The following is an 18,666-nucleotide window of genomic DNA, read 5'->3' on the forward strand; positions in this document are numbered from 1 at the left end:
GCGGCCGGCACCGAAAGGATAGCGATGGAATTTTTCCGCATCAAAAAAGACATTCCCTTCATGCGTCATGCCCTGATCTTCAATGCGATCTCGGCACTGACCTTCGTGGCAGCGGTGTTCTTCCTGTTCACCAAGGGCCTGCACTTCTCCATCGAATTCACCGGCGGCACGGTCATGGAAATGGCCTACAGCAAGCCGGCCGACCTGGAGAAGATCCGCAAGTCCATTGAAGGCCTGGGTTACCGCGATACCCTGGTGCAAAGCTTCGGCACGGCCCAGGACGTGATGATCCGCCTGCCGGCGCAGCATGGCGTGAACGCCAGCCAGCAGAGCGAGAAGGTGACCGAGGCCTTGAAGGCCGATGATCCCGAGGTGCGCCTGCAGCGCGTGGAATTCGTCGGTCCCCAGGTCGGTGACGAGCTGGCCCACGATGGCCTGCTGGCGCTGGGCATGGTGATATTGGGCATCGTGATCTACCTGGCCTTCCGCTTCGAATGGAAATTCTCGGTGGCGGCAGTGATCGCCAACCTGCACGACATCATCATCATCCTGGGCTTCTTCGCCTTCTTCCAGTGGGAGTTCTCGCTCACCGTGCTGGCCGCCATCCTGGCCGTGCTGGGCTACTCGGTGAACGAATCGGTGGTGGTCTTCGACCGGGTGCGCGAAGCCTTCCGTGATCGTCGCTTCGGCAAGCTCTCCACGCCGGAAGTGCTGAACCACGCCATCACCAGCACCATGTCGCGTACCGTCATCACCCACGGCAGCACCGAAATGATGGTGCTGGCGATGTTCTTCTTCGGTGGCCCGACGCTGCACTACTTCGCGCTGGCGCTGACCATCGGTATCCTGTTCGGTATCTATTCGTCGGTGTTCGTCGCCGCCGCCCTGGCCATGTGGCTGGGTGTGAAGCGCGAAGACCTGATCAAGCCGGTCAAGGTCAAGGACGAGAACGGCGGCGCGGTGGTCTGATCCCCGCTGGTCGATCGTTCCAGGATGAGGGCTGCAGCGTTCGCGCTGCGGCCCTTTTTCATGAGAGGCCCGCAAACGCGGGATAATGCGGCTTTCATTGCCGATCGCATCATCGCATCCCAGATTGACCCATGAGCACCACGACCATCACCACCGACTTGCACGACATCGACTATGACCGCCGCTTCGGTGGCGTCGCCCGCCTCTATGGCGCCCAGGCACTGCAACGCTTCGCCCGGGCGCGGGTATGCGTGGTGGGCGTGGGCGGGGTCGGTTCGTGGATCGTGGAAGCGCTGGCGCGCAGCGCCATCGGCCACCTGACCCTGATCGACCTGGACAACCTGGCCGAATCCAACGTCAACCGCCAGATCCACGCCCTGAGCACCACCCTGGGCCAGGCCAAGGTCACGGCCCTGCACGAGCGCATCCGCCAGATCAACCCGACCTGCGTGGTCACCGAGGTGGAAGACTTCGTTGATCCCGAGAACGTCGAGCAGATGCTGGGAGGAGGGCGCTTCGACTACGTGATCGATGCCATCGACAACGTCCCGGCCAAGGTGGCGATGATCGCCTGGTGTCGCCAGCATGGCATGCCGATGGTGACCATCGGCAGCGCCGGCGGACAGATCGACCCCACCATGATCGAGATCCGCGACCTCTGCCGCACCGAGCAGGAGCCGCTCCTGGCCAAGGTACGCAAGCGCCTGCGCTCGCAGCATGGCTTCCCGCGCGGGACCAAGAACAAGTTCCACATCGATGCGGTGTTCTCGACCGAGCCCTTGCGCTTTCCCGAGCTGGCCGAAGGTGAAGCCTGTGTCATCGCACCGGGTGAGGATCTGGATGTGGGCGAGGATGCGGCCGATGTTGCCCAGGCCGGCGTCACCGGCCTGAACTGTGCCGGCTTCGGCTCGGCCATGGTGGTCACGGCCAGCTTCGGCCTGGTGGCCGCCGCCCATGTCCTGAAGAAACTGGCCCAGCTGGACTGAGCCGTTACGGCGGACGCGCTCAGTGGCCGCCGCCCTCATCGACTTCCACCTGCATCTGCGCCTCGCCTTCATGGCGATGGGCTGACACGCACAGCAGCACGCTGGCCGTCACCAGCAACATGGCGACGACCTCCAGCAGGGTCGGCCAGCGCTGCTCCCACAAGAAGCCATAGAGCAGCGCGAAGAGGGTTTCGAAGAGGATCATCTGGCCGATCATGGTCAGTGGCAGCAGGCGGCTGGCCTTGTTCCAGCAGGCATTGCCGAACAGCGAGGCGAAGATCGCCACACCCGCCGAGACGGCGGTAAAACGCATCCACTCCGGCCCATCATGCGGGGTCAGCATCACCGTGAAGGCCGGCACGGCAATGAACAGCGACAGCAGGCCGGTCACTACGCCAATGAGCAGGTTCCAGTCATGGGCCGAGATGGCATGCAGACGCGCCAGCCAGTGGCTGTTGCCCACCGCGTAGGTAGTCCAGGAGATCAGCGCCGCCAGCGCGCAGAAGAATCCGATCAGCTTTTGCGTACCGTCGCCGCTGCTACTGCCGGCGGCCAGTGATTGCCACGCTACGCAGGCGATACCGGCCAACCCCAATGCCAGCGACGGCGCCAGCCGCGCAATCGGCACGGCGCCCTTGCCACGACTGCCGATGATGGTCACCGCCACCGGCAGGAAACCGATCACCAGCGAGGTCATGGCCATGCCACCCAGTTGCACCGCGCTGGCCAGGAAGACGTAATAGACCACGTTGCCCAGAAGGCTCAGCCACACCAGCGCACGCCATTGCGCCGCTCCCAGTTGCGCCAGCAGCTTGCGGGCACGCGGCGCGATCAGGATGGCGGCGAAGAGGCCATAGGCCAGGTAGCGCCCGGCCGACAGCTGCCAGGGTGAGAATTCGCGGGTCAGCTCGGGCGCCAGGAAGACCAGCCCCCAGGCCGCACCCGCGAGCGCGCCGTAGAGGATGCCTTGCAGGATCGTGTTGGAACTCATTGATAACGCCATGCCTTGTTCGTGGAAGGCTGGCAGTATGCCGGAGGATGGCGGGAAAGGCTTGGCCGGGACTACCGAAATCTTGTTCCGGGCTACCGTGCTGCCTGTGCATGCGAGGGGTTGGCGCAAAAAAAACACGCCGGACGAGGCCGGCGTGTTTTGCTACTGCCTGACGACTGTCGATCAGATCACGGTGCCGAACAGGCCCGCGCCGACGAAGGCCAGGGCGACCACGCCGATGCCCATGGACAGGTAGGCCAGCAGTGCCACGCCGGTGATGATGGTAGCCGAGGCCAGCACGATGGCGACCTGCAGCATGCCGGCGGCCATTTCCATCTTCTCGTACTTCTCCATGTAGGCATGGGCCTCATGCTCGGCTTCGCGCGCCTTGTGGGAGAGTTCCTTCTTGCCTTCGCCGCTCTTCTCGTCGCTGTCGTAGTGGGCGATGGCGTCATCCAGCTTGGCGATGGCGGCCGTGACCCGTTCATCCTTGGGATTGCCCAGCAGGCTCAGCTGCGTCTTGGCCAGTTGCGCCGCATTGCCGCGCACCGACTTGGCCTGGAAGAAGGACCACAGATTGGCCGCTTCCTGATGCTTGAGAATGACCTCGGTCTGGTAGGACTTGGACATGGTTTCGGTGATCGCCAGCACCAGCGCCAGGATGGCGATGAGCAGGGCAAGCTTCTTGTTGCCAGAGGCATGGGCGTGCTCGGCGTGTTCCAGATCTTCGGTGGCTTCCGTCATGGTGCTTTTTTGTAATGTGGAGGGAATGGGGCCGCCCGACAGACGGGCGGCGTCTCCACAACGATCCAGATCGAGATCGGTTGACCTGGCCGGAGCACTGGCTCGTGTTTTTTCCGGGCAACAGGAGGCCGTCGCTAGCGCGGCCGGCGCAGCGCCCGCACCTTGCCGCTGCTGCCGCCGCCGGCATAGAAGAGGCTGCCACCGTCCGATTCCAGGCCGCTGATCATGATGCCGTCCGGCATCTTCCACTGTGCCAGCACTGCACCGCTGGCAGGATCGATCTGTCGCAGCTCGCTCTGCTCGCCTTCCCAGGTGGCATGCCAGAGCTGGTCGTCGACCCAGGTCACGCCGGTGACGAAGCGGTCCGAGGCGATGGTGTGCAGGATGGCCCCGGTGGCCGGATCGATGCGATGGATCTTGCGATCGCGATACTGGCCGACCCACAGGCTGCCTTCGGCCCAGGTCAGGCCGGAATTGCTGCCCTGGGCGCCCTGGCCGGGGGCGGGGATGCTGGACACCACGGCGCCGGTGGCCGGGTCGATCTTGTCGATGCGCTGCTCGGCGATCTGGTAGAGCCAGGTGCCGTCGAAGGCGGTGCCGGCATCGCAGGCCCGTTCCAGGGTGCGCGCCGACTGGCCGCTGGCCGGATCGATGGCGATCAGTTGCTGGCCGGTGGCGGCCCACACCTGTTGGCCATCCCAGCTCACGCCATGGATCGGGGGCGTGCCGGGGAAGGGGCCGAATTCGCGCAGGATCTCGGCCTGGCCGGTCGTCTGCCTGGTGCTGCTCTTGTCCTTGCCTTGTTCGTTGATGTCCATTGTCGCTCCTTGTGGTGAGGGTAGGGCGCAGTCCCGTGGGTGGGCTTGCGGTAAGGACACTCTAGGGCAAGGCCAGCGCCACCGGGAGTAACAAGATTGTCGTGAATCCGGCCAGCGGCGGGGCCAGCCAGCGGCGGGCGCGGGCACGGCCGATGGCGCGCACCTGGCCGCAGCCTTCCAGTTCGGCCAGGGCGCGCTGCACGGTGCGCTGGCTGGCCTGCAACGCCAGCGCCAGCGCCGAGGTCGACCAGGCGGCGCCATCGGCCAAGAGGGCCAGCAATTGCGCCTGTTCCCCCGCCAGGGGCGGCATCAGCAGCGCCACCTCGCCCTCCTCGGGCGCGCGCAGGACAAAGCCGTCGGCACTGGCCTCGATACAGGCGAGGCCCTGGGCCAGCCGGCGCAACCGGCCGATTTCGACCCGCAGGCGGGCGCGGTGGGTCTCGTCGGGATTGCGCAGGCGGAAGGCCGCCTCGATCAGGCGTTCGCGCGAGGCGTCGCCGGGCCAGGCCTCGGCCAGCGTGCGCGCCAGTGCGAAGAGCACCGGGCGCCGCGCCAGCGGCAGCCGCTGCGCCCCCCTGGCCAGCATGCGGCGGCAACCATCGACCACCAGCACCGGGGCATGCAGCAAGGCGGCCACCTGCTCCACGCCCAGCACTTCGTCGCCCTCCGGCCGGACGCGGCGGGCGGCGGGACGCTGCAGGGCCAGCGCCGCCTCCTCCACCTCGGCCAGCAGTGCCGGGATAGCGGCTGTCACCGCTGCCGAACGGGCGCTGGCGAAGGCCGCTCTGGCCGCGTCGATGTCGAGGAGTCGCAGCCTCAGTTCGGCCTGCAGCAGCGTGGCCAGCGCCGCATGCGCAGGGGGCAGCGGCTGTCCGGCCAGGGGCGCCAGCATGGCCGCGGCCTCCTGCAGGCGTCCCAGCAGCAACAGGCGGCGCGCCGCCACTAGGCGGGCCTGGTGGGTGTTGGCGTGATCGGCATGCGTTTGCAGCGTGGACAGGGCCAGTTCCAGTGGGCGGGTGGGCGCCGCCACGTCGCGTTCGGCCAGCGCCACTTCGGCCTCGGCCACGATACAGCGGGCGCGCGACAGCGGTTCGCGGGAACCGAAAGCCCGCGCAGCACGCCGAAGCAGTTCTCGCGCACGCGGGTAGTCGCCCAATTGCGCCATGGCGATGCCGCGCAAGGCCAGCGCAGACGCATCCTCGCGCAGCGCCACCCGCTTGAGGGCGCCCAGGGGATCGCCGGTGGCCAGGGCACGGGCGGCAGCGGAGATGAGCGAATCCATGGCAGGCAGCATACACTGCCCGTTGGACAGGGCAGGTGGCGGGATTGGAAACGCCAACCGGATCAATAGTAAATGACAATCAACAAACGTGTTTTAATCAATTACATTAATGCTTCATATTGATTGACCGGGACGCGAATCCTGCTCAGGCAAGCCGACGTCATCACGGCGTCGCATTGCCTGACCAGTATCTCGTTGAAACAACCCGGCCGCGCGCAGCCCTCACCGCTTACCCCGGTGGTGCGACGTGGCCACCGGAACATGCCCGTTTCCCGGTCCGGGCATGAAGACTCGATGGGTCGATGATAAGGAGAAGATAGCAATGTCGAACGAAGCCAAGTGCCCCTTCAACCACAGTGCCGGCGGTGGCACCAGCAACCGTGAATGGTGGCCCAAGCAATTGCGCCTGGACCTGCTGTCCCAGCATTCGTCCAAGTCCAATCCGATGGGCGAGCAATTCAACTACGCAGAAGCCTTCAAGAGCCTGGACCTGGCCGCCGTCAAGGCCGACCTGGCCAAGCTGATGACCGATTCCCAGGACTGGTGGCCGGCCGACTTCGGCCACTATGGTCCGCTGTTCATCCGCATGTCCTGGCACAGCGCCGGTACCTACCGCATCGCCGATGGCCGCGGCGGTGCCGGTCGCGGCCAGCAGCGTTTCGCTCCGCTCAACAGTTGGCCCGACAACGTCAACCTGGACAAGGCGCGCCGCCTGCTGTGGCCGGTCAAGCAAAAGTATGGCAACAAGATCTCCTGGGCCGACCTGCTGATCCTGACCGGCAACGTGGCACTGGAAACCATGGGCTTCAAGACCTTCGGTTTCGCTGGTGGCCGTGAAGACGTATGGGAACCGGACCAGGACGTGTACTGGGGTACCGAGACCACCTGGCTGGGTGGCGATGACCGCTATGGCAAGGGTAACGGCCAGAAGCCGGCCGGTCGCAACCTGGAGAACCCGCTGGCCGCCGTGCAGATGGGCCTGATCTACGTGAACCCGGAAGGCCCGGAAGGCGTTCCCGACCCCTTGGCTGCAGCGCACGACATCCGCGAAACCTTCGCCCGCATGGCCATGGATGACGAAGAGACCGTGGCCCTGATCGCCGGTGGTCATACCTTCGGCAAGGCCCACGGTGCAGGTGATGCCAAGCATGTGGGGAGTGAACCGGAAGGCAGCGACCTGGAAAACCAGGGCCTGGGCTGGAAGAGCAGCTTCGCCAGTGGTGCTGGTGGCGACGCCATCAGCTCCGGCCTGGAAGTGACCTGGACCCAGACTCCGGCACAGTGGAGCAATTACTTCTTCGAGAACCTGTTCAAGTACGAATGGGAACTGACCAAGAGCCCGGCCGGTGCCCACCAGTGGGTGGCCAAGGATGCTGATGCCGTGATTCCGCATGCCTTCGGCGGCGCACCGCAGCGGCCGACCATGCTGACCACCGACCTGTCGCTGCGCGTCGATCCGGAGTACGAAAAGATTTCGCGCCGCTTCCTGGAAAACCCCGACCAGTTTGCCGAGGTCTTCGCCCGCGTCTGGTTCAAGCTGACTCACCGCGACCTGGGTCCGCGTTCGCGCTACCTCGGCCCGGAAGTGCCTGCTGAAGAACTGATCTGGCAGGACCCGCTGCCCAAGGCCGACGTGCCCGCGCTGGATGCCGCTGACGTGAGCGCGTTGAAGGCCAAGGTACTGGCATCGGGACTGACCGTCTCCGAACTGGTTTCGACCGCCTGGGCGTCGGCCTCCACCTTCCGTGGTGGCGACAAGCGCGGTGGCGCCAACGGTGCGCGCATCCGCCTGGCACCGCAAAAGGATTGGGCGGCCAACCAGCCGGCTCAACTGGCCAAGGTCTTGCAGACCCTGGAGGGCATCCAGTCGGCCTTCAACCAAGGCGGCAAGAAGGTCTCGCTGGCCGATCTGATCGTGCTGGCCGGTAGTGCCGCCGTCGAGAAGGCCGCCCAGGATGCCGGCGTGGCTGTGGCCGTGCCGTTCAGCAGCGGTCGTGTCGACGCGTCGCTGGAGCAGACCGACGTAGCGTCCTTCGAACCGCTGGAGCCGGTGGCCGACGGCTTCCGCAACTTCCAGAAGCAGCGCTTTGCGGTGCGCGGTGAAGACCTGTTGATCGACAAGGCCCAGCAACTGACCCTGACCGCACCGGAAATGACGGTGCTCATCGGCGGCCTGCGCGTGCTCGGCAACAACGTCGGCCAGGATCAGCGCGGTGTGCTCACCAGCCGTCCGGGCGTGCTCTCCAACGACTTCTTCGTCAACCTGCTGGATATGGCGACCGAATGGAAGTCCACCTCGCCGGCACAGGAAGAGTTCGAAGGCCGTGACCGCAAGAGCGGCGCCGTCAAGTGGACCGGTAGCCGCGTCGACCTGGTGTTCGGCTCCAATGCCGTGCTGCGTGCCCTGGCCGAAGTCTATGCCAGCGCCGACGCCAAGGAAAAGTTCGTCAGGGACTTCGTGGCGGCCTGGGTCAAGGTGATGGAGCTGGATCGCTACGACCTGAAGAAGTAAAGGCCCGATGGCTGCCTTCACCGGCAGCCGCGGTGCAGGAGACGGCGGGCCGCAGGGTCCGCCGTTTTTTTTCGCCTGCCGTCGATGTCATGGAGATGTCACGGCGCCGCCCGCTGCAGGGGCTATAGTGCCGGCTGGATTTTCCTTCATGAACGAGGCGCGCGATGGCCCTGAGCCTGGACGACATCACCCTGCTGTTCGCACGGCACGGCCATACCCAATACACCGGCGAGCCGGTCACGCAACTGGAGCACGCGCTGCAGACCGCGCTGCTGGCCGAGCAGGAGGGCGCGGGCGCCAGCCTGATCGCCGCCAGCCTCCTGCATGACCTGGGCCATCTGCTGGAAGACCTGGGCGACACGCCCACCCTGTCGGGCGTCGACGACCTGCACCAATACCGCGTCCTGCCTTTCCTGCGCGCCCTGTTCGACGAGGACGTGCTGGCGCCCATCGCCCTGCATGTGGATGCCAAGCGCTACCTGTGCGCCACCGACACCGCTTACTTCGCCGCCTTGTCGGCCGATTCGGTGCGCAGCCTGGCCTTGCAGGGCGGGATCTTCGATGCGCAACAGGCCGCGGCCTTCATCGAACGCCCCTACGCGCAGGATGCCGTGCGCCTGCGCCGCTGGGACGACCGTGCCAAGACGGCCGCACTGGCGACGCCCGACTATGCGTATTTTTCACGGTATGTCGTGCAGAGCCTGCGCGGTGAGCAGCGCGAGCGCGTGGATCAGCCCTGATCGTTCTTGCGGTCGTTTTTACGATAGGCCGCCGGCGTGGTGCCGCGCAGTTTGCGCATGGCGTGCGTCATGACGCTCTGGTCGGCATAGCCGCAGCGTTGCGCCACCACGGCCAGCGGCAGGGTGCTGGTGCGCAGCAGCTGGCAGGCTTGCGTCATGCGAATCTCGGCCAGCCAGGCACGGGGCGAGCTCTGCAGTTCCTGCTGGAACCAGGCGTGCAGCCGGCCGGGGCTGATGGCGGCGGTGGCCGCCATGTCCGCCACGGTCCAGGGATGGTCCAGGCGGGCTTGCACCTGCGCCATCATCCGGTGCAGGCGCGAGCCGGTGCGGGGCGGGCGCAGCGACAAGGCATCCAGCAGCAGCGGCACCCAGTGTTGCAGCGGCGCCGTGTGTCCTGCGGCCAGGGTCATGGCCATGAATTCGACCAGCTTGGTCGCCGCCGGGGAGACCGGCAGGAAGGGGCGATGCGCCAGCCATTCCAGTTGCGGTTCGCTCATCGTCGCTGGCGCCAGATCCAGCACCAGCGAGCGATTGTCGCCACCGGCGCAGGTGGCGTGGCGCATGCCGGGTTCGACGAAGGCACCCGTGACCGCATCGGCGCAGCCCTGGCGACCGCCGATATCGAGCTCCAGCCGCCCCGACAGGGGCAGCACCAGCTGCGGAAAATCATGCTGGTGTGCCAGTGATTCGTCGCGATAGCTGCGCAGGTGGAGTTGGGTGGTCACGGTCGATACCATTCTTGCGGCGCGGCGCCCCGGTTGGGTGCGCCGCTTGCTGCCCGGCTTACTGCATGTGCCAGCCGTGGCTGACCACCACCGACTGGCCGGTCAGCGCATTGGTGGGGAAGGCCGCCAGGAAGACCGCGGTCTGGGCCACGTCCTGGGTGGTGGTGAATTCACCGTCGACGGTGTCCTTGAGCATGATCTTCTTGATGACTTCCTCTTCGCTGATGCCGAACTCCTTGGCCTGCTCGGGGATCTGCTTTTCCACCAGCGGCGTGCGTACGAAGCCAGGACAGATGACATTGGTGCGGATCTTGTCCTTGGCACCTTCCTTGGCCACCGTCTTGGCCAGGCCCAGCAAGCCGTGCTTGGCGGTCACGTAGGGCGCCTTCAGCGGCGAGGCCAGGTGCGAGTGCACCGAGCCCATGTAGATGATGGAGCCGCCACGACCCTGCTTGATCATCGCCTTCATGGCCGCGCGCGTGGTCAGGAAGGCGCCGTCCAGGTGGATCGCCAGCATCTTGCGCCAGTTCTCCAGCGACAGCTCGGCCACCGGGCTGATGATCTGGATGCCGGCGTTGCTGATCATGATGTCCAGGCCGCCATAGGTATTGACCGCATCGGCCACGCCCTTGTCCACCTGGGTTTCGTCGGTCACGTTCATGGCCACGGCCATGGCGGTGCCGCCGGACCTGGCGATTTCCTCGGCGGTGGCCTTGGCTGCGTCCAGCGCCAGGTCGGCGATGACGACCTTGGCGCCCTGCTTGGCGTATTCGACCGCGATTTCCTTGCCGATGCCGCTGGCCGAACCGGTGATGAGGGCGACTTTATCCTTGAGTAACATGGCTTTCCTTTATGTTTCGAGTTGACGGACATTGCAAAGCTTGACCGGCCTCGCCGCTTGCGCCTGCCGGTTGGCGGGCGCGCAGCGGGCCGGTCTTCAATCCATGGATTCGATGGACGGCGCATCGAAAGATTCCTCGGGCCCAGCGGCCCATTTCCTTGTACTCGTGCAGCACCACCGTCCCGATACGGGTGTCTCCGGGGCTGCTTTTTGACTGCCTCTGGCGGTTTCCATGCCTGCCTGTCACGCCATTGTAACGCTGCATCACGCAGTTGTTGCTGCACCGCCAAAGACAGATCAATCGTCATGTGGCTGAAACAATCGCTAGTTAGTCTGTGCAGCGTTATCCCGGGGACATTGGCCGTTTCTCGAAGTGTGTTGAACAAAAAATCGTCTTGTTTCGGAAACGGCGCTGTTTAGAAGGGGAGTGGCTTGGAGCTCGGTGTGAAGCCCGGCAGTTTCAGGGGGGCAGCAATCGCCGATTTTCATCCATCTTCTTCACTTATCACCATAAAGGACCATGCATGAGACTGCTTACCATTCCTGCCGATGCCAATCCGAGTTTTTCCAAGCTGAGCTTGAGTCTCGCGACCACTCCGGAAGAAGTGCGTGAAGTGCAGCGCCTGCGCTACAAAGTCTTCATCGAAGCCATGAACCTGTCGGCCCTGGCCAATCCGGAAGGTCTGGACAAGGACGAATTCGATGACTATTGCGACCACCTCATCGTACGCGACAGCAAGACCCTCTCCGTGGTCGGCACCTATCGCGTGCTGAGCCCGCACGGTGCGCGTCGCATGGGCAAGTTCTACTCGGAGCAGGAATTCGATCTCTCGCGCCTGGACAACATCCGTGGCGTCATCGCCGAAGCCGGCCGCGCCTGCATCCACCCCGACTACCGCAGCGGTGGCGTGATCATGATGCTGTGGGCCGGTCTGGCCGCCTACATGCGCAAGGAGCGCTGCGAATACCTGATGGGTTGCGCCAGCGTCAGCCTGGCCGATGGTGGCCACAATGCGGCAGCCCTGTACCACGCCTTCCGCGAAAAGAACCTGGCCCCGCCGGATTACCGCGTCACCCCGCACCTGCCGTTCCCGCTGGAGGACCGCGAAGCCGGCATCGAGCCGCAGATTCCGCCGCTGCTGCGCGGCTACCTGCGCAGCGGTGCCTGGGTCTGCGGCGAACCGGCCTGGGATCCTGATTTCCACTCGGCGGACTTCTTCCTGCTGCTGCCGCTCTCCAAGCTCGACAGCCGCTACGCCCGCCACTATCTCAAGGACACGAGGGCCGCATGAAGCCACGCGAACAGTTCATGGACAAGGCCCAGGGGCTGTTCGCCGGCCTGGGTTCCCAACACGATCAGGATGCCGAGCAGGGTGAGGACGAGGCGCGGCGCGATCCGCTGCGCTTCCGTACCATCTGGATCTCCGACATCCACCTGGGTACCACCGGTTGCCAGGCCGAGCGCCTGCTGGAGTTCCTGCGGGCCACCGAGTCCGATACGCTCTACCTGGTGGGCGACATCATCGACGGCTGGCAACTCAAGCGTCGCTGGTACTGGGACCAGAGCCACAACAACGTGGTGCAGACCGTCCTGAAGAAAGCCAAGAAGGGCACCAACGTGGTCTTCGTGCCGGGCAACCACGACGAAGTGATCCGCCAGTTCATCGACCTCGACTTCGGCGGCATCAAGATCCGTGACGAACTGGTGCACGTCACCGCCGATGGCCGTCGCATGCTGGTGCTGCACGGTGACCGCTTCGACGGCGTCATCGCCTGCGCCAAGTGGCTGGCCTACGTGGGCGACTCGCTCTACACCATGATCCTCAAGTTCAACCAGTGGTTCAACAGCTGGCGCGCGCGTGCCGGCCTGCCTTACTGGTCGCTCTCGCAATACCTGAAATCCAAGGTCAAGAACGCGGTGAGCTACATCACCTCCTTCGAGGATGCGCTGGCCGACGAGGCGCGCAAGCGGGGCCTGGATGGCGTCATCTGCGGCCACATCCACAAGGCCGAGATCCGCGACATCGGCGGCGTGACCTACTGCAACGATGGCGACTGGGTGGAAAGCCTGTCGGCGCTGGTGGAAGATCCCAGCGGCGAGCTGCGCCTGGTGTCGTGGCAGGAGATCATGCAGTTGAAGCGCGCCGCCAAGGAAGCCCGGCACGCCGCCCGTGACCTGGTGCCGGCCTGAGGCCGTGGCCGGACTGAAAAAGATTGATACCGTTTTTATCGCTTATACGATTTATGCGCATTGCCATCATCAGCGACGCGGGTGAGCCGCAAGTCAACGGCGTGGTCAACACGCTGCGTTCCACGGTGCGTTGCCTGCGTGCACTGGGACACGAAGTACTGCTGTTGTCGCCGCGCGATTTTCGCACCTTCGCCTGCCCGACCTATCCCGAGATCCGGCTGGCCTACCAGCCCTATGCGCGCATCGAATCGGCGCTGGAGAGTTTCCAGCCCGACTGCATCCACATCGCCACCGAAGGCCCGATGGGCCTGGCGGCGCGCCGCTATTGCCTGCGCCACAAGCTCGGCTTCACCACCGCCTACCACACCCGCTTCCCGGAATACCTGGCCGCGCGCAAGCTCTTGCCCAAGGCCATCACCTACCGCTTGCTGCGCTGGTTCCATGGTCGCTCCGAAGCCATCATGGTGCCGACCCCGGCCATGAAGCTGGCGCTGGAGGAGCAGGGCTTCCGCAACGTGGTGCTGTGGGGGCGCGGCGTCGACACCGCACATTTCCACCCGGCCGTGGAAGACCATGCCTGCATCGAGCGCCCCCTGTTCCTGTATGTGGGACGGGTGGCGGTGGAAAAGAACATCGAAGCCTTCCTCAAGCTGGATCTGCCCGGCACCAAGTGGGTGGTGGGCGACGGCCCGCAACTGGAAGAGCTGATGCAGCGCTATCCCCAGGTGCGCTTCCTGGGGGCCAAGGGGCATGACGAATTGCCGGCCTACTACAATTGTGCCGATGTCTTCGTCTTCCCCAGCAAGACCGATACCTTCGGCCTGGTGCTGCTGGAGGCCATGGCCTGCGGCGTCCCGGTGGCGGCCTATCCGGTCGAGGGACCGATCGATGTGGTGGCCGATGGCGTCTCGGGCGTGCTCAGCCAGGACCTGAAGCAGGCTTGCCTGCAGGCACTCACGCTGGACAAGCAAGCCGTCTACGCCCATGCGCGTAGTCGCTCCTGGGAATCGGCCACCCAGCAATTCCTGCAGCATCTGCACCTGGCGCATCAGGTGGTGCCGGAGAAGGTCGCTGCGATCAAGCCAGCACCTGAGTCGCACTAGCCACTCGTTTTTCACGTCCACGCGCAAAAGCGGTGATGCCCTACAGCATCACCGCTTTTGCGCTTGATGCCTGCCAGTCTTTCCCGTGTTCATTTCTACGGTCCCGTCGGGGACCCTATTTCGTCACCACGCGTACCGATTGCTTATGTTCGGCTTGCTAGTGGAACGGAATTTGCTAAAACTCAAAAGTTGCTTTTGACATTGGATTTACAGTTACGTAAGCGCCGGGGGGCGTCATTGCCACCGGTCATCGCGCCGTGGCAGTTTCTGCAAGACCAATCAAAGGGGGACGATGATGGGACAGTTGCTTGCCAATTTGAAACTCGGACAGAAGTTTGCCTTGCTGGGTTTGCTGGGGCTTATCCTGTTCGGTGTACCGACGATCTTGTTCGTCAGCAATGCCGAACGCGTGATCACCTTCAAGAAGCAGGAAATCGCGGGCGTGGAGCCGGTACGCCGCCTCTTGCGCAGCGTGCAGCTGATGCAGCAGCATCGCGGCATGGCCAATGTCATGCTCAGCGGTGCAACCGACGTGGCCACCGCGCGCGAGGGCAAGGCACGCGAAGTGGACCAGGCCTTGCAGGCCCTGGGCGAGAGCCTGGCCTCCCTGCAGCAGGATGATCCCCGCGCCATCGAGCTGCTCAAGACCCAGCAGGCGGCCTGGATCAAGGTACGCGATGCCGTCGCCGCGCGCTCCCTGGGGGCCGCGGACAGCTTCGCGGCCCATGGCGCAGTCATCGCAGCCCTGTTCGATCTCAATGAGCGCCTGCTCGACCATTACCACTACACCATCGATCCCGATTTCGACAGCGCCCAGCTGATCAATGCCGCCTTCATCGCCATGCCGGGGATGACCGAGGACCTGGGCCGCGCCCGCGCGCGGGGTGCCGCCCTGTTGCTGAAGAAGGAGATCCGGCGCGAGGACCGGCTGGAGCTGGTCGCCATGCTGGAGCGTGCCAGGGAACGCCTGGATGCCGCCCGCAAGTCCTTTGCCAAGGGCGTGGCCGCCAATGCCGCCATCGGCGCCGCGCTGGCGTCCAGCTTCGACAATGCCAACCGGCTGGGCAACGAGGCCATCAAGCTGGCCCGCGAGCAGGTCTTGCTGCCGCAGGAGCTGAGTTTCCCCTCGGACGTCTATTTCAAGCAATTCACGGCTGCCATCGATGAACAGTTCAAGGCCATCGGCCAGGCCACCGAAGTCCTGGCGGCGCAGCTGGAGCAGCAGAACGCAGCCCTGCGCCGCCAGCAACTCACGGTGCTTGGCAGCATCCTCCTGCTGGCCGTGCTGGTGGCCTGGCTGGGCGTGCTGATCACGCGCTCGGTGACCCGCCCCATCCTGGCGTCGGCCGACATGGCCCGGCGCGTGGCCAACTACGACCTGACCGTGCGCAGCCCCGTCCAGGGCCGCGACGAGTCGGCGCAACTGCTGGGCTCGCTCAATGCCATGACGGGGAGCCTGGGCGGCATCGTGGGCAATGTGCGTACCAGCATCGAGGTGATCCAGCATGCCTCGCGTGAAATCGCCACTGGCAACTCCGACCTGTCGCGCCGTACCGAGTCGCAGGCCTCCAGCCTGGAGGAAACCGCCAGCGCCATGGAAGAGCTCACCTCGACCGTGCAACACAATGCCGAGAACGCCCGCCAGGCCGACCAGCTGGCGGGCTCCGCCTCGCGCCTGGCCGAGCGTGGCGGCGAGGTGGTCGGCAACGTGGTGCAGACGATGGTGCAGATCAAGGAAAGCTCGCGCCGCATCGTCGACATCATCAGCGTGATCGACGGCATTGCCTTCCAGACCAACATCCTGGCCCTCAACGCCGCCGTTGAAGCGGCCCGTGCCGGCGAGCAGGGGCGGGGCTTCGCGGTGGTGGCCACCGAGGTGCGTTCGCTGGCCCAGCGCAGCGCCAGCGCCGCCAAGGAGATCAAGCACCTCATCGGCGACTCGGTGGAGCGCGTCGATGCCGGTGGCAAGCTGGTCGATGAGGCCGGCCAGACCATGGGCGAGATCGTCACCTCGGTGCGCCAGGTGGCGGGCATCATGAGCGAGATCACCCATGCCAGCCATGAACAGAGCATGGGCATCGGCCAGATCAACGACGCCATCACCGAGATGGAGTCGATCACCCAGCAGAATGCCGCCCTGGTGGAGCAGGCGGCGGCCGCCGCCGAGAGCCTGCAGCAGCAGGCCGAGCGTCTGTGGGATGCGGTCAGCGTCTTCCGGACCGGTGAAGCAGGGCCGGCGATGGTGTCGGGCAGGATAGCGGGAGGCGCACCGATGCTGGCGCTGGCGCCTGGCTGAGCGAGGAAGATTCATTAGTTTTCGCGATGATTGGCCTGCCCCGGAAGGGCCGACCGCAACGCCCCAATTCGGGGCGTTGCGGTCGGCTTTTTGACGTTTTTTCAACTATGCAAAACAAACATATGGGCATGCCCACAAAGCATTGGCTTGCCTGTGCTCCGCTCTTCTAAGATGCGCCACGCCGGTACGAGCGTGAAGATGGCGCAGTACGGTGGCATGTCGACACGAGCAGCCGGGGGCTGGCGAGTCGGCAGGCACCCAAAATCAATAACAAAAAACTAACAAAAAAGACCTCGTTGCGGCGCCCGGTTTCCGGTCGCTGCGCGTGGTGCTTGCCCCTTGCGTCGCGCCGGGGAGGTATCACGGGCAGCACGAGCAGCAGGCATGAATCATGCTGAAGGACTGCCACGAGGGAAATACCTGGAGCGCGCGCCGGTGATCTGCACTGCCGGCCGATGTCAGCATCACACAGTCGTTGTTAGAGGGAAGAGCACATCCATGATTCAACATCTCAAGATCGGCAGCCGCCTGGCACTGGGCTTCTGCCTCATTCTGCTGCTGGCCACCGCGATCCTGCTGATCGGCCTGTGGCGGATGGCAGAGCTGGAGTCCAGCAGTGAATACGTGATCGACAAGAAGGTCGCCGCCATGACCACCGCCATGAACATGCGCGAGGCCGGCAGCGAGCTGGCGCTGGCGCTGCGCAAGGTGGTCACGCCCACCGATGCCGCCGAGGGCAAGGCCGAGGATGAGCACCTGGGCAAGATCCTGCAGGCCTATGGGCGCTATGAGAAGGAGATCACCGCCCTGGCCTCCACCGGGCGCGGCAAGGAACTGCTGGGGGCCACCAGCGGCGAGAGCAAGAAGCTCTTCCCCGTGGTGGAGAACATCCGCCAGCAGGTGGCCAGCAACAATTACTTCGATGCGGCCCAACTGCTCAAGAGCGACTTCCTGCCGGCCCATGAAAAATGGATGAGCAGCGTCGGCGCGCTGGCCAGCTTCCAGCAGGACGACATGAAGGCCGCCCATGCGGACGCCCAGGACAGTTATCGCAAGGCCCAGATCGGCATGCTGATCATGGGCGTGATCACGCTGGGGCTGGGTTTCTTCCTGACCTTCGTCATCACCCGCTCCATCATCAATCCCCTGAAGCGTGCCGGCGGCATCGCCGCCACCATTTCCAGCGGTGACCTGACCCAGGAATTCCACGACAAGGGCCGCGACGAGGCGGCTACCCTCGTCAATGCGCTGGGCGCGATGCAGGCCAACCTGGCCAGTACCTTGAACGAGGTCAAGGAGAGCGCATCCGTGATCGCCGTGGCTTCGCACGAGATCGCGCGCGGCAACGTCGACCTCTCCAATCGCACCGAATCGCAGGCCTCCAGCCTGGAGGAAACCGCCAGTTCCATGGAGCAGCTCACCTCCACGGTGCAGCAGAATGCCGAGAACGCGCGCCAGGCTAACCAGCTGGTGGTCTCGGCCTCCGACTACGCCACCAAGGGTGGCCGCGTGGTGGGCGATGTGGTGGCGACCATGGGCTCCATCAAGGAAAGCTCCAGCAAGATCGTCGACATCATCGGTGTCATCGATGGCATCGCCTTCCAGACCAATATCCTGGCCCTGAACGCTGCCGTCGAAGCCGCCCGTGCCGGCGAGCAGGGGCGCGGCTTTGCGGTGGTGGCGTCGGAAGTGCGTTCGCTGGCCCAGCGCAGCGCCACGGCAGCCAAGGAGATCAAGCAGCTCATCAGCGATTCGGTGGAGAAGGTCGATGCCGGTGGCAAGCTGGTCGATGAAGCTGGCGCCACCATGAGCGAGATCGTCACCTCGGTCAAGCATGTGGCCGACATCATGGGCGAGATCACCGCCGCCAGCCAGGAGCAGAGCGCCGGTATCGCCGAAGTCAACAATGCCATTGCCCAGATCGACGAGATCACCCAGCAGAACGCTGCCCTGGTGGAACAGGCCGCCGCCGCCGCCGAAAGCCTGCAGGAACAGTCCGATGTGCTGGCACGCGCGGTGGCCGTGTTCAGGCTCAGGACGGCCCAGGCTGCGGTGCCCGCGCCGGTGCCGCCGGTGGTCAAGCTCGCCCCTGCGCGCAGCATCAATCCTCCCGTAGCCGTCGCCCCGGCCTCCCGCCCGGTAGCCAGCCTTCCCGCCGCCGCGGCCAAGGGCAAGCCGGCAGTGCTGGCCCGCGATGACGAGTTCGAGGAATTCTGATTTGCCCGGCCCATCCGCCAGGCGTAATTAAAAGTAAAGTTCTTGTGTGGTCGACGCCGCCAGCCTTATCGCTGGCGGCGTTTTTGCGTCAGGAGACTGTCAAGCAGGAAAGGTGAGAATTTAAGATAATTGCGTTGTTGCCGTTAAGCTATATCAATCGCAGCATGTCGGCGCTCCGGCAAGGGGAGGGCGGCGCCATGCTCGGCCAGGGGAAACGGGTACACTGTCGAAGGATCGCGAGACAAGGACGG

Annotated in this window: 15 protein-coding genes; 9 read left to right on the top strand and 6 right to left on the bottom strand. The window is 64.8% G+C overall.

Annotation, left to right across the window (positions count from 1 at the left end; all coding sequences use genetic code 11):
• The first annotated feature begins 24 nt into the window (after positions 1 to 24).
• Positions 25 to 969, top strand: a complete 945-nt coding sequence (gene secF / locus ACIPHN_RS12545; protein WP_400436564.1) for a protein translocase subunit SecF — start codon at positions 25 to 27, stop codon at positions 967 to 969.
• A 131-nt stretch (positions 970 to 1,100) separates the two neighbouring features.
• Positions 1,101 to 1,955 carry a tRNA cyclic N6-threonylcarbamoyladenosine(37) synthase TcdA gene (gene tcdA, locus ACIPHN_RS12550; protein ID WP_400436565.1) on the top strand — a complete coding sequence of 285 codons (855 nt, stop codon included), beginning with the start codon at positions 1,101 to 1,103 and terminating at the stop codon, positions 1,953 to 1,955.
• Positions 1,956 to 1,974: 19 nt separating this feature from the next.
• On the opposite strand, the gene ACIPHN_RS12555 is transcribed toward tcdA, so the two are convergent.
• The 4 genes from ACIPHN_RS12555 to ACIPHN_RS12570 all read right to left on the bottom strand — a co-directional run bounded on the left by ACIPHN_RS12555 (position 1,975) and on the right by ACIPHN_RS12570 (position 5,790).
• A complete protein-coding gene (locus tag ACIPHN_RS12555; protein WP_400436567.1) occupies positions 1,975 to 2,946 on the bottom strand; it encodes a DMT family transporter in 972 nt (323 codons plus the stop codon).
• A gap of 183 nt (positions 2,947 to 3,129) precedes the next feature.
• Entirely contained in the window at positions 3,130 to 3,690 is a 561-nt protein-coding gene (locus ACIPHN_RS12560) for a DUF4337 domain-containing protein (RefSeq protein WP_400436568.1), read from the bottom strand.
• 134 nt (positions 3,691 to 3,824) lie between these two features.
• Entirely contained in the window at positions 3,825 to 4,508 is a 684-nt protein-coding gene (locus ACIPHN_RS12565) for a hypothetical protein (RefSeq protein ID WP_400436570.1), read from the bottom strand.
• A 61-nt stretch (positions 4,509 to 4,569) separates the two neighbouring features.
• A complete protein-coding gene (locus ACIPHN_RS12570) occupies positions 4,570 to 5,790 on the bottom strand; it encodes a helix-turn-helix domain-containing protein (RefSeq protein ID WP_400436571.1) in 1,221 nt (406 codons plus the stop codon).
• A 322-nt stretch (positions 5,791 to 6,112) separates the two neighbouring features.
• Between ACIPHN_RS12570 and katG the strand changes: the two genes are divergently transcribed.
• On the top strand, positions 6,113 to 8,302 hold the full coding sequence (gene katG, locus ACIPHN_RS12575; protein ID WP_400436573.1) for a catalase/peroxidase HPI: 2,190 nt from the start codon (positions 6,113 to 6,115) through the stop codon (positions 8,300 to 8,302).
• A gap of 164 nt (positions 8,303 to 8,466) precedes the next feature.
• A complete protein-coding gene (locus tag ACIPHN_RS12580) occupies positions 8,467 to 9,042 on the top strand; it encodes a phosphonate degradation HD-domain oxygenase (RefSeq protein WP_400436575.1) in 576 nt (191 codons plus the stop codon).
• On the opposite strand, the gene ACIPHN_RS12585 is transcribed toward ACIPHN_RS12580, so the two are convergent.
• Positions 9,033 to 9,767: a helix-turn-helix domain-containing protein gene (locus tag ACIPHN_RS12585; RefSeq protein ID WP_400436577.1), complete on the bottom strand. Its 735-nt coding sequence runs from the start codon at positions 9,765 to 9,767 to the stop codon at positions 9,033 to 9,035. The two genes, ACIPHN_RS12580 and ACIPHN_RS12585, sit on opposite strands and share 10 nt — an antisense overlap.
• 58 nt (positions 9,768 to 9,825) lie before the next feature.
• Positions 9,826 to 10,608, bottom strand: a complete 783-nt coding sequence (locus ACIPHN_RS12590; RefSeq protein WP_400436579.1) for a 3-hydroxybutyrate dehydrogenase — start codon at positions 10,606 to 10,608, stop codon at positions 9,826 to 9,828.
• Positions 10,609 to 11,132: 524 nt separating this feature from the next.
• Here ACIPHN_RS12590 and ACIPHN_RS12595 point away from each other — a divergent pair.
• The 5 genes from ACIPHN_RS12595 (at position 11,133) to ACIPHN_RS12615 (ending at position 18,415) form a co-directional block, all read left to right on the top strand.
• Positions 11,133 to 11,900 (top strand): GNAT family N-acetyltransferase, encoded by a 768-nt coding sequence (locus ACIPHN_RS12595; protein ID WP_400436580.1) that lies wholly within the window; start codon positions 11,133 to 11,135, stop codon positions 11,898 to 11,900.
• Positions 11,897 to 12,799: a UDP-2,3-diacylglucosamine diphosphatase gene (locus tag ACIPHN_RS12600; RefSeq protein WP_400436582.1), complete on the top strand. Its 903-nt coding sequence runs from the start codon at positions 11,897 to 11,899 to the stop codon at positions 12,797 to 12,799. The genes ACIPHN_RS12595 and ACIPHN_RS12600 overlap by 4 nt, the downstream gene beginning before the upstream one ends.
• 53 nt (positions 12,800 to 12,852) lie before the next feature.
• Entirely contained in the window at positions 12,853 to 13,902 is a 1,050-nt protein-coding gene (locus ACIPHN_RS12605; RefSeq protein WP_400436584.1) for a glycosyltransferase family 4 protein, read from the top strand.
• A gap of 316 nt (positions 13,903 to 14,218) precedes the next feature.
• Complete coding sequence (locus tag ACIPHN_RS12610) at positions 14,219 to 16,198, top strand: methyl-accepting chemotaxis protein (protein WP_400436585.1); 1,980 nt, start codon at positions 14,219 to 14,221, stop codon at positions 16,196 to 16,198.
• Between the two features lie 498 nt (positions 16,199 to 16,696).
• Positions 16,697 to 18,415, top strand: coding sequence for a methyl-accepting chemotaxis protein (locus ACIPHN_RS12615; RefSeq protein ID WP_400436587.1), 1,719 nt, complete (start codon positions 16,697 to 16,699; stop codon positions 18,413 to 18,415).
• Positions 18,416 to 18,666 lie beyond the last annotated feature (251 nt).

The sequence above is a fragment of the Herbaspirillum sp. NPDC087042 genome, assembly GCF_044745245.1.
Classification (GTDB): domain Bacteria; phylum Pseudomonadota; class Gammaproteobacteria; order Burkholderiales; family Burkholderiaceae_D; genus Herbaspirillum.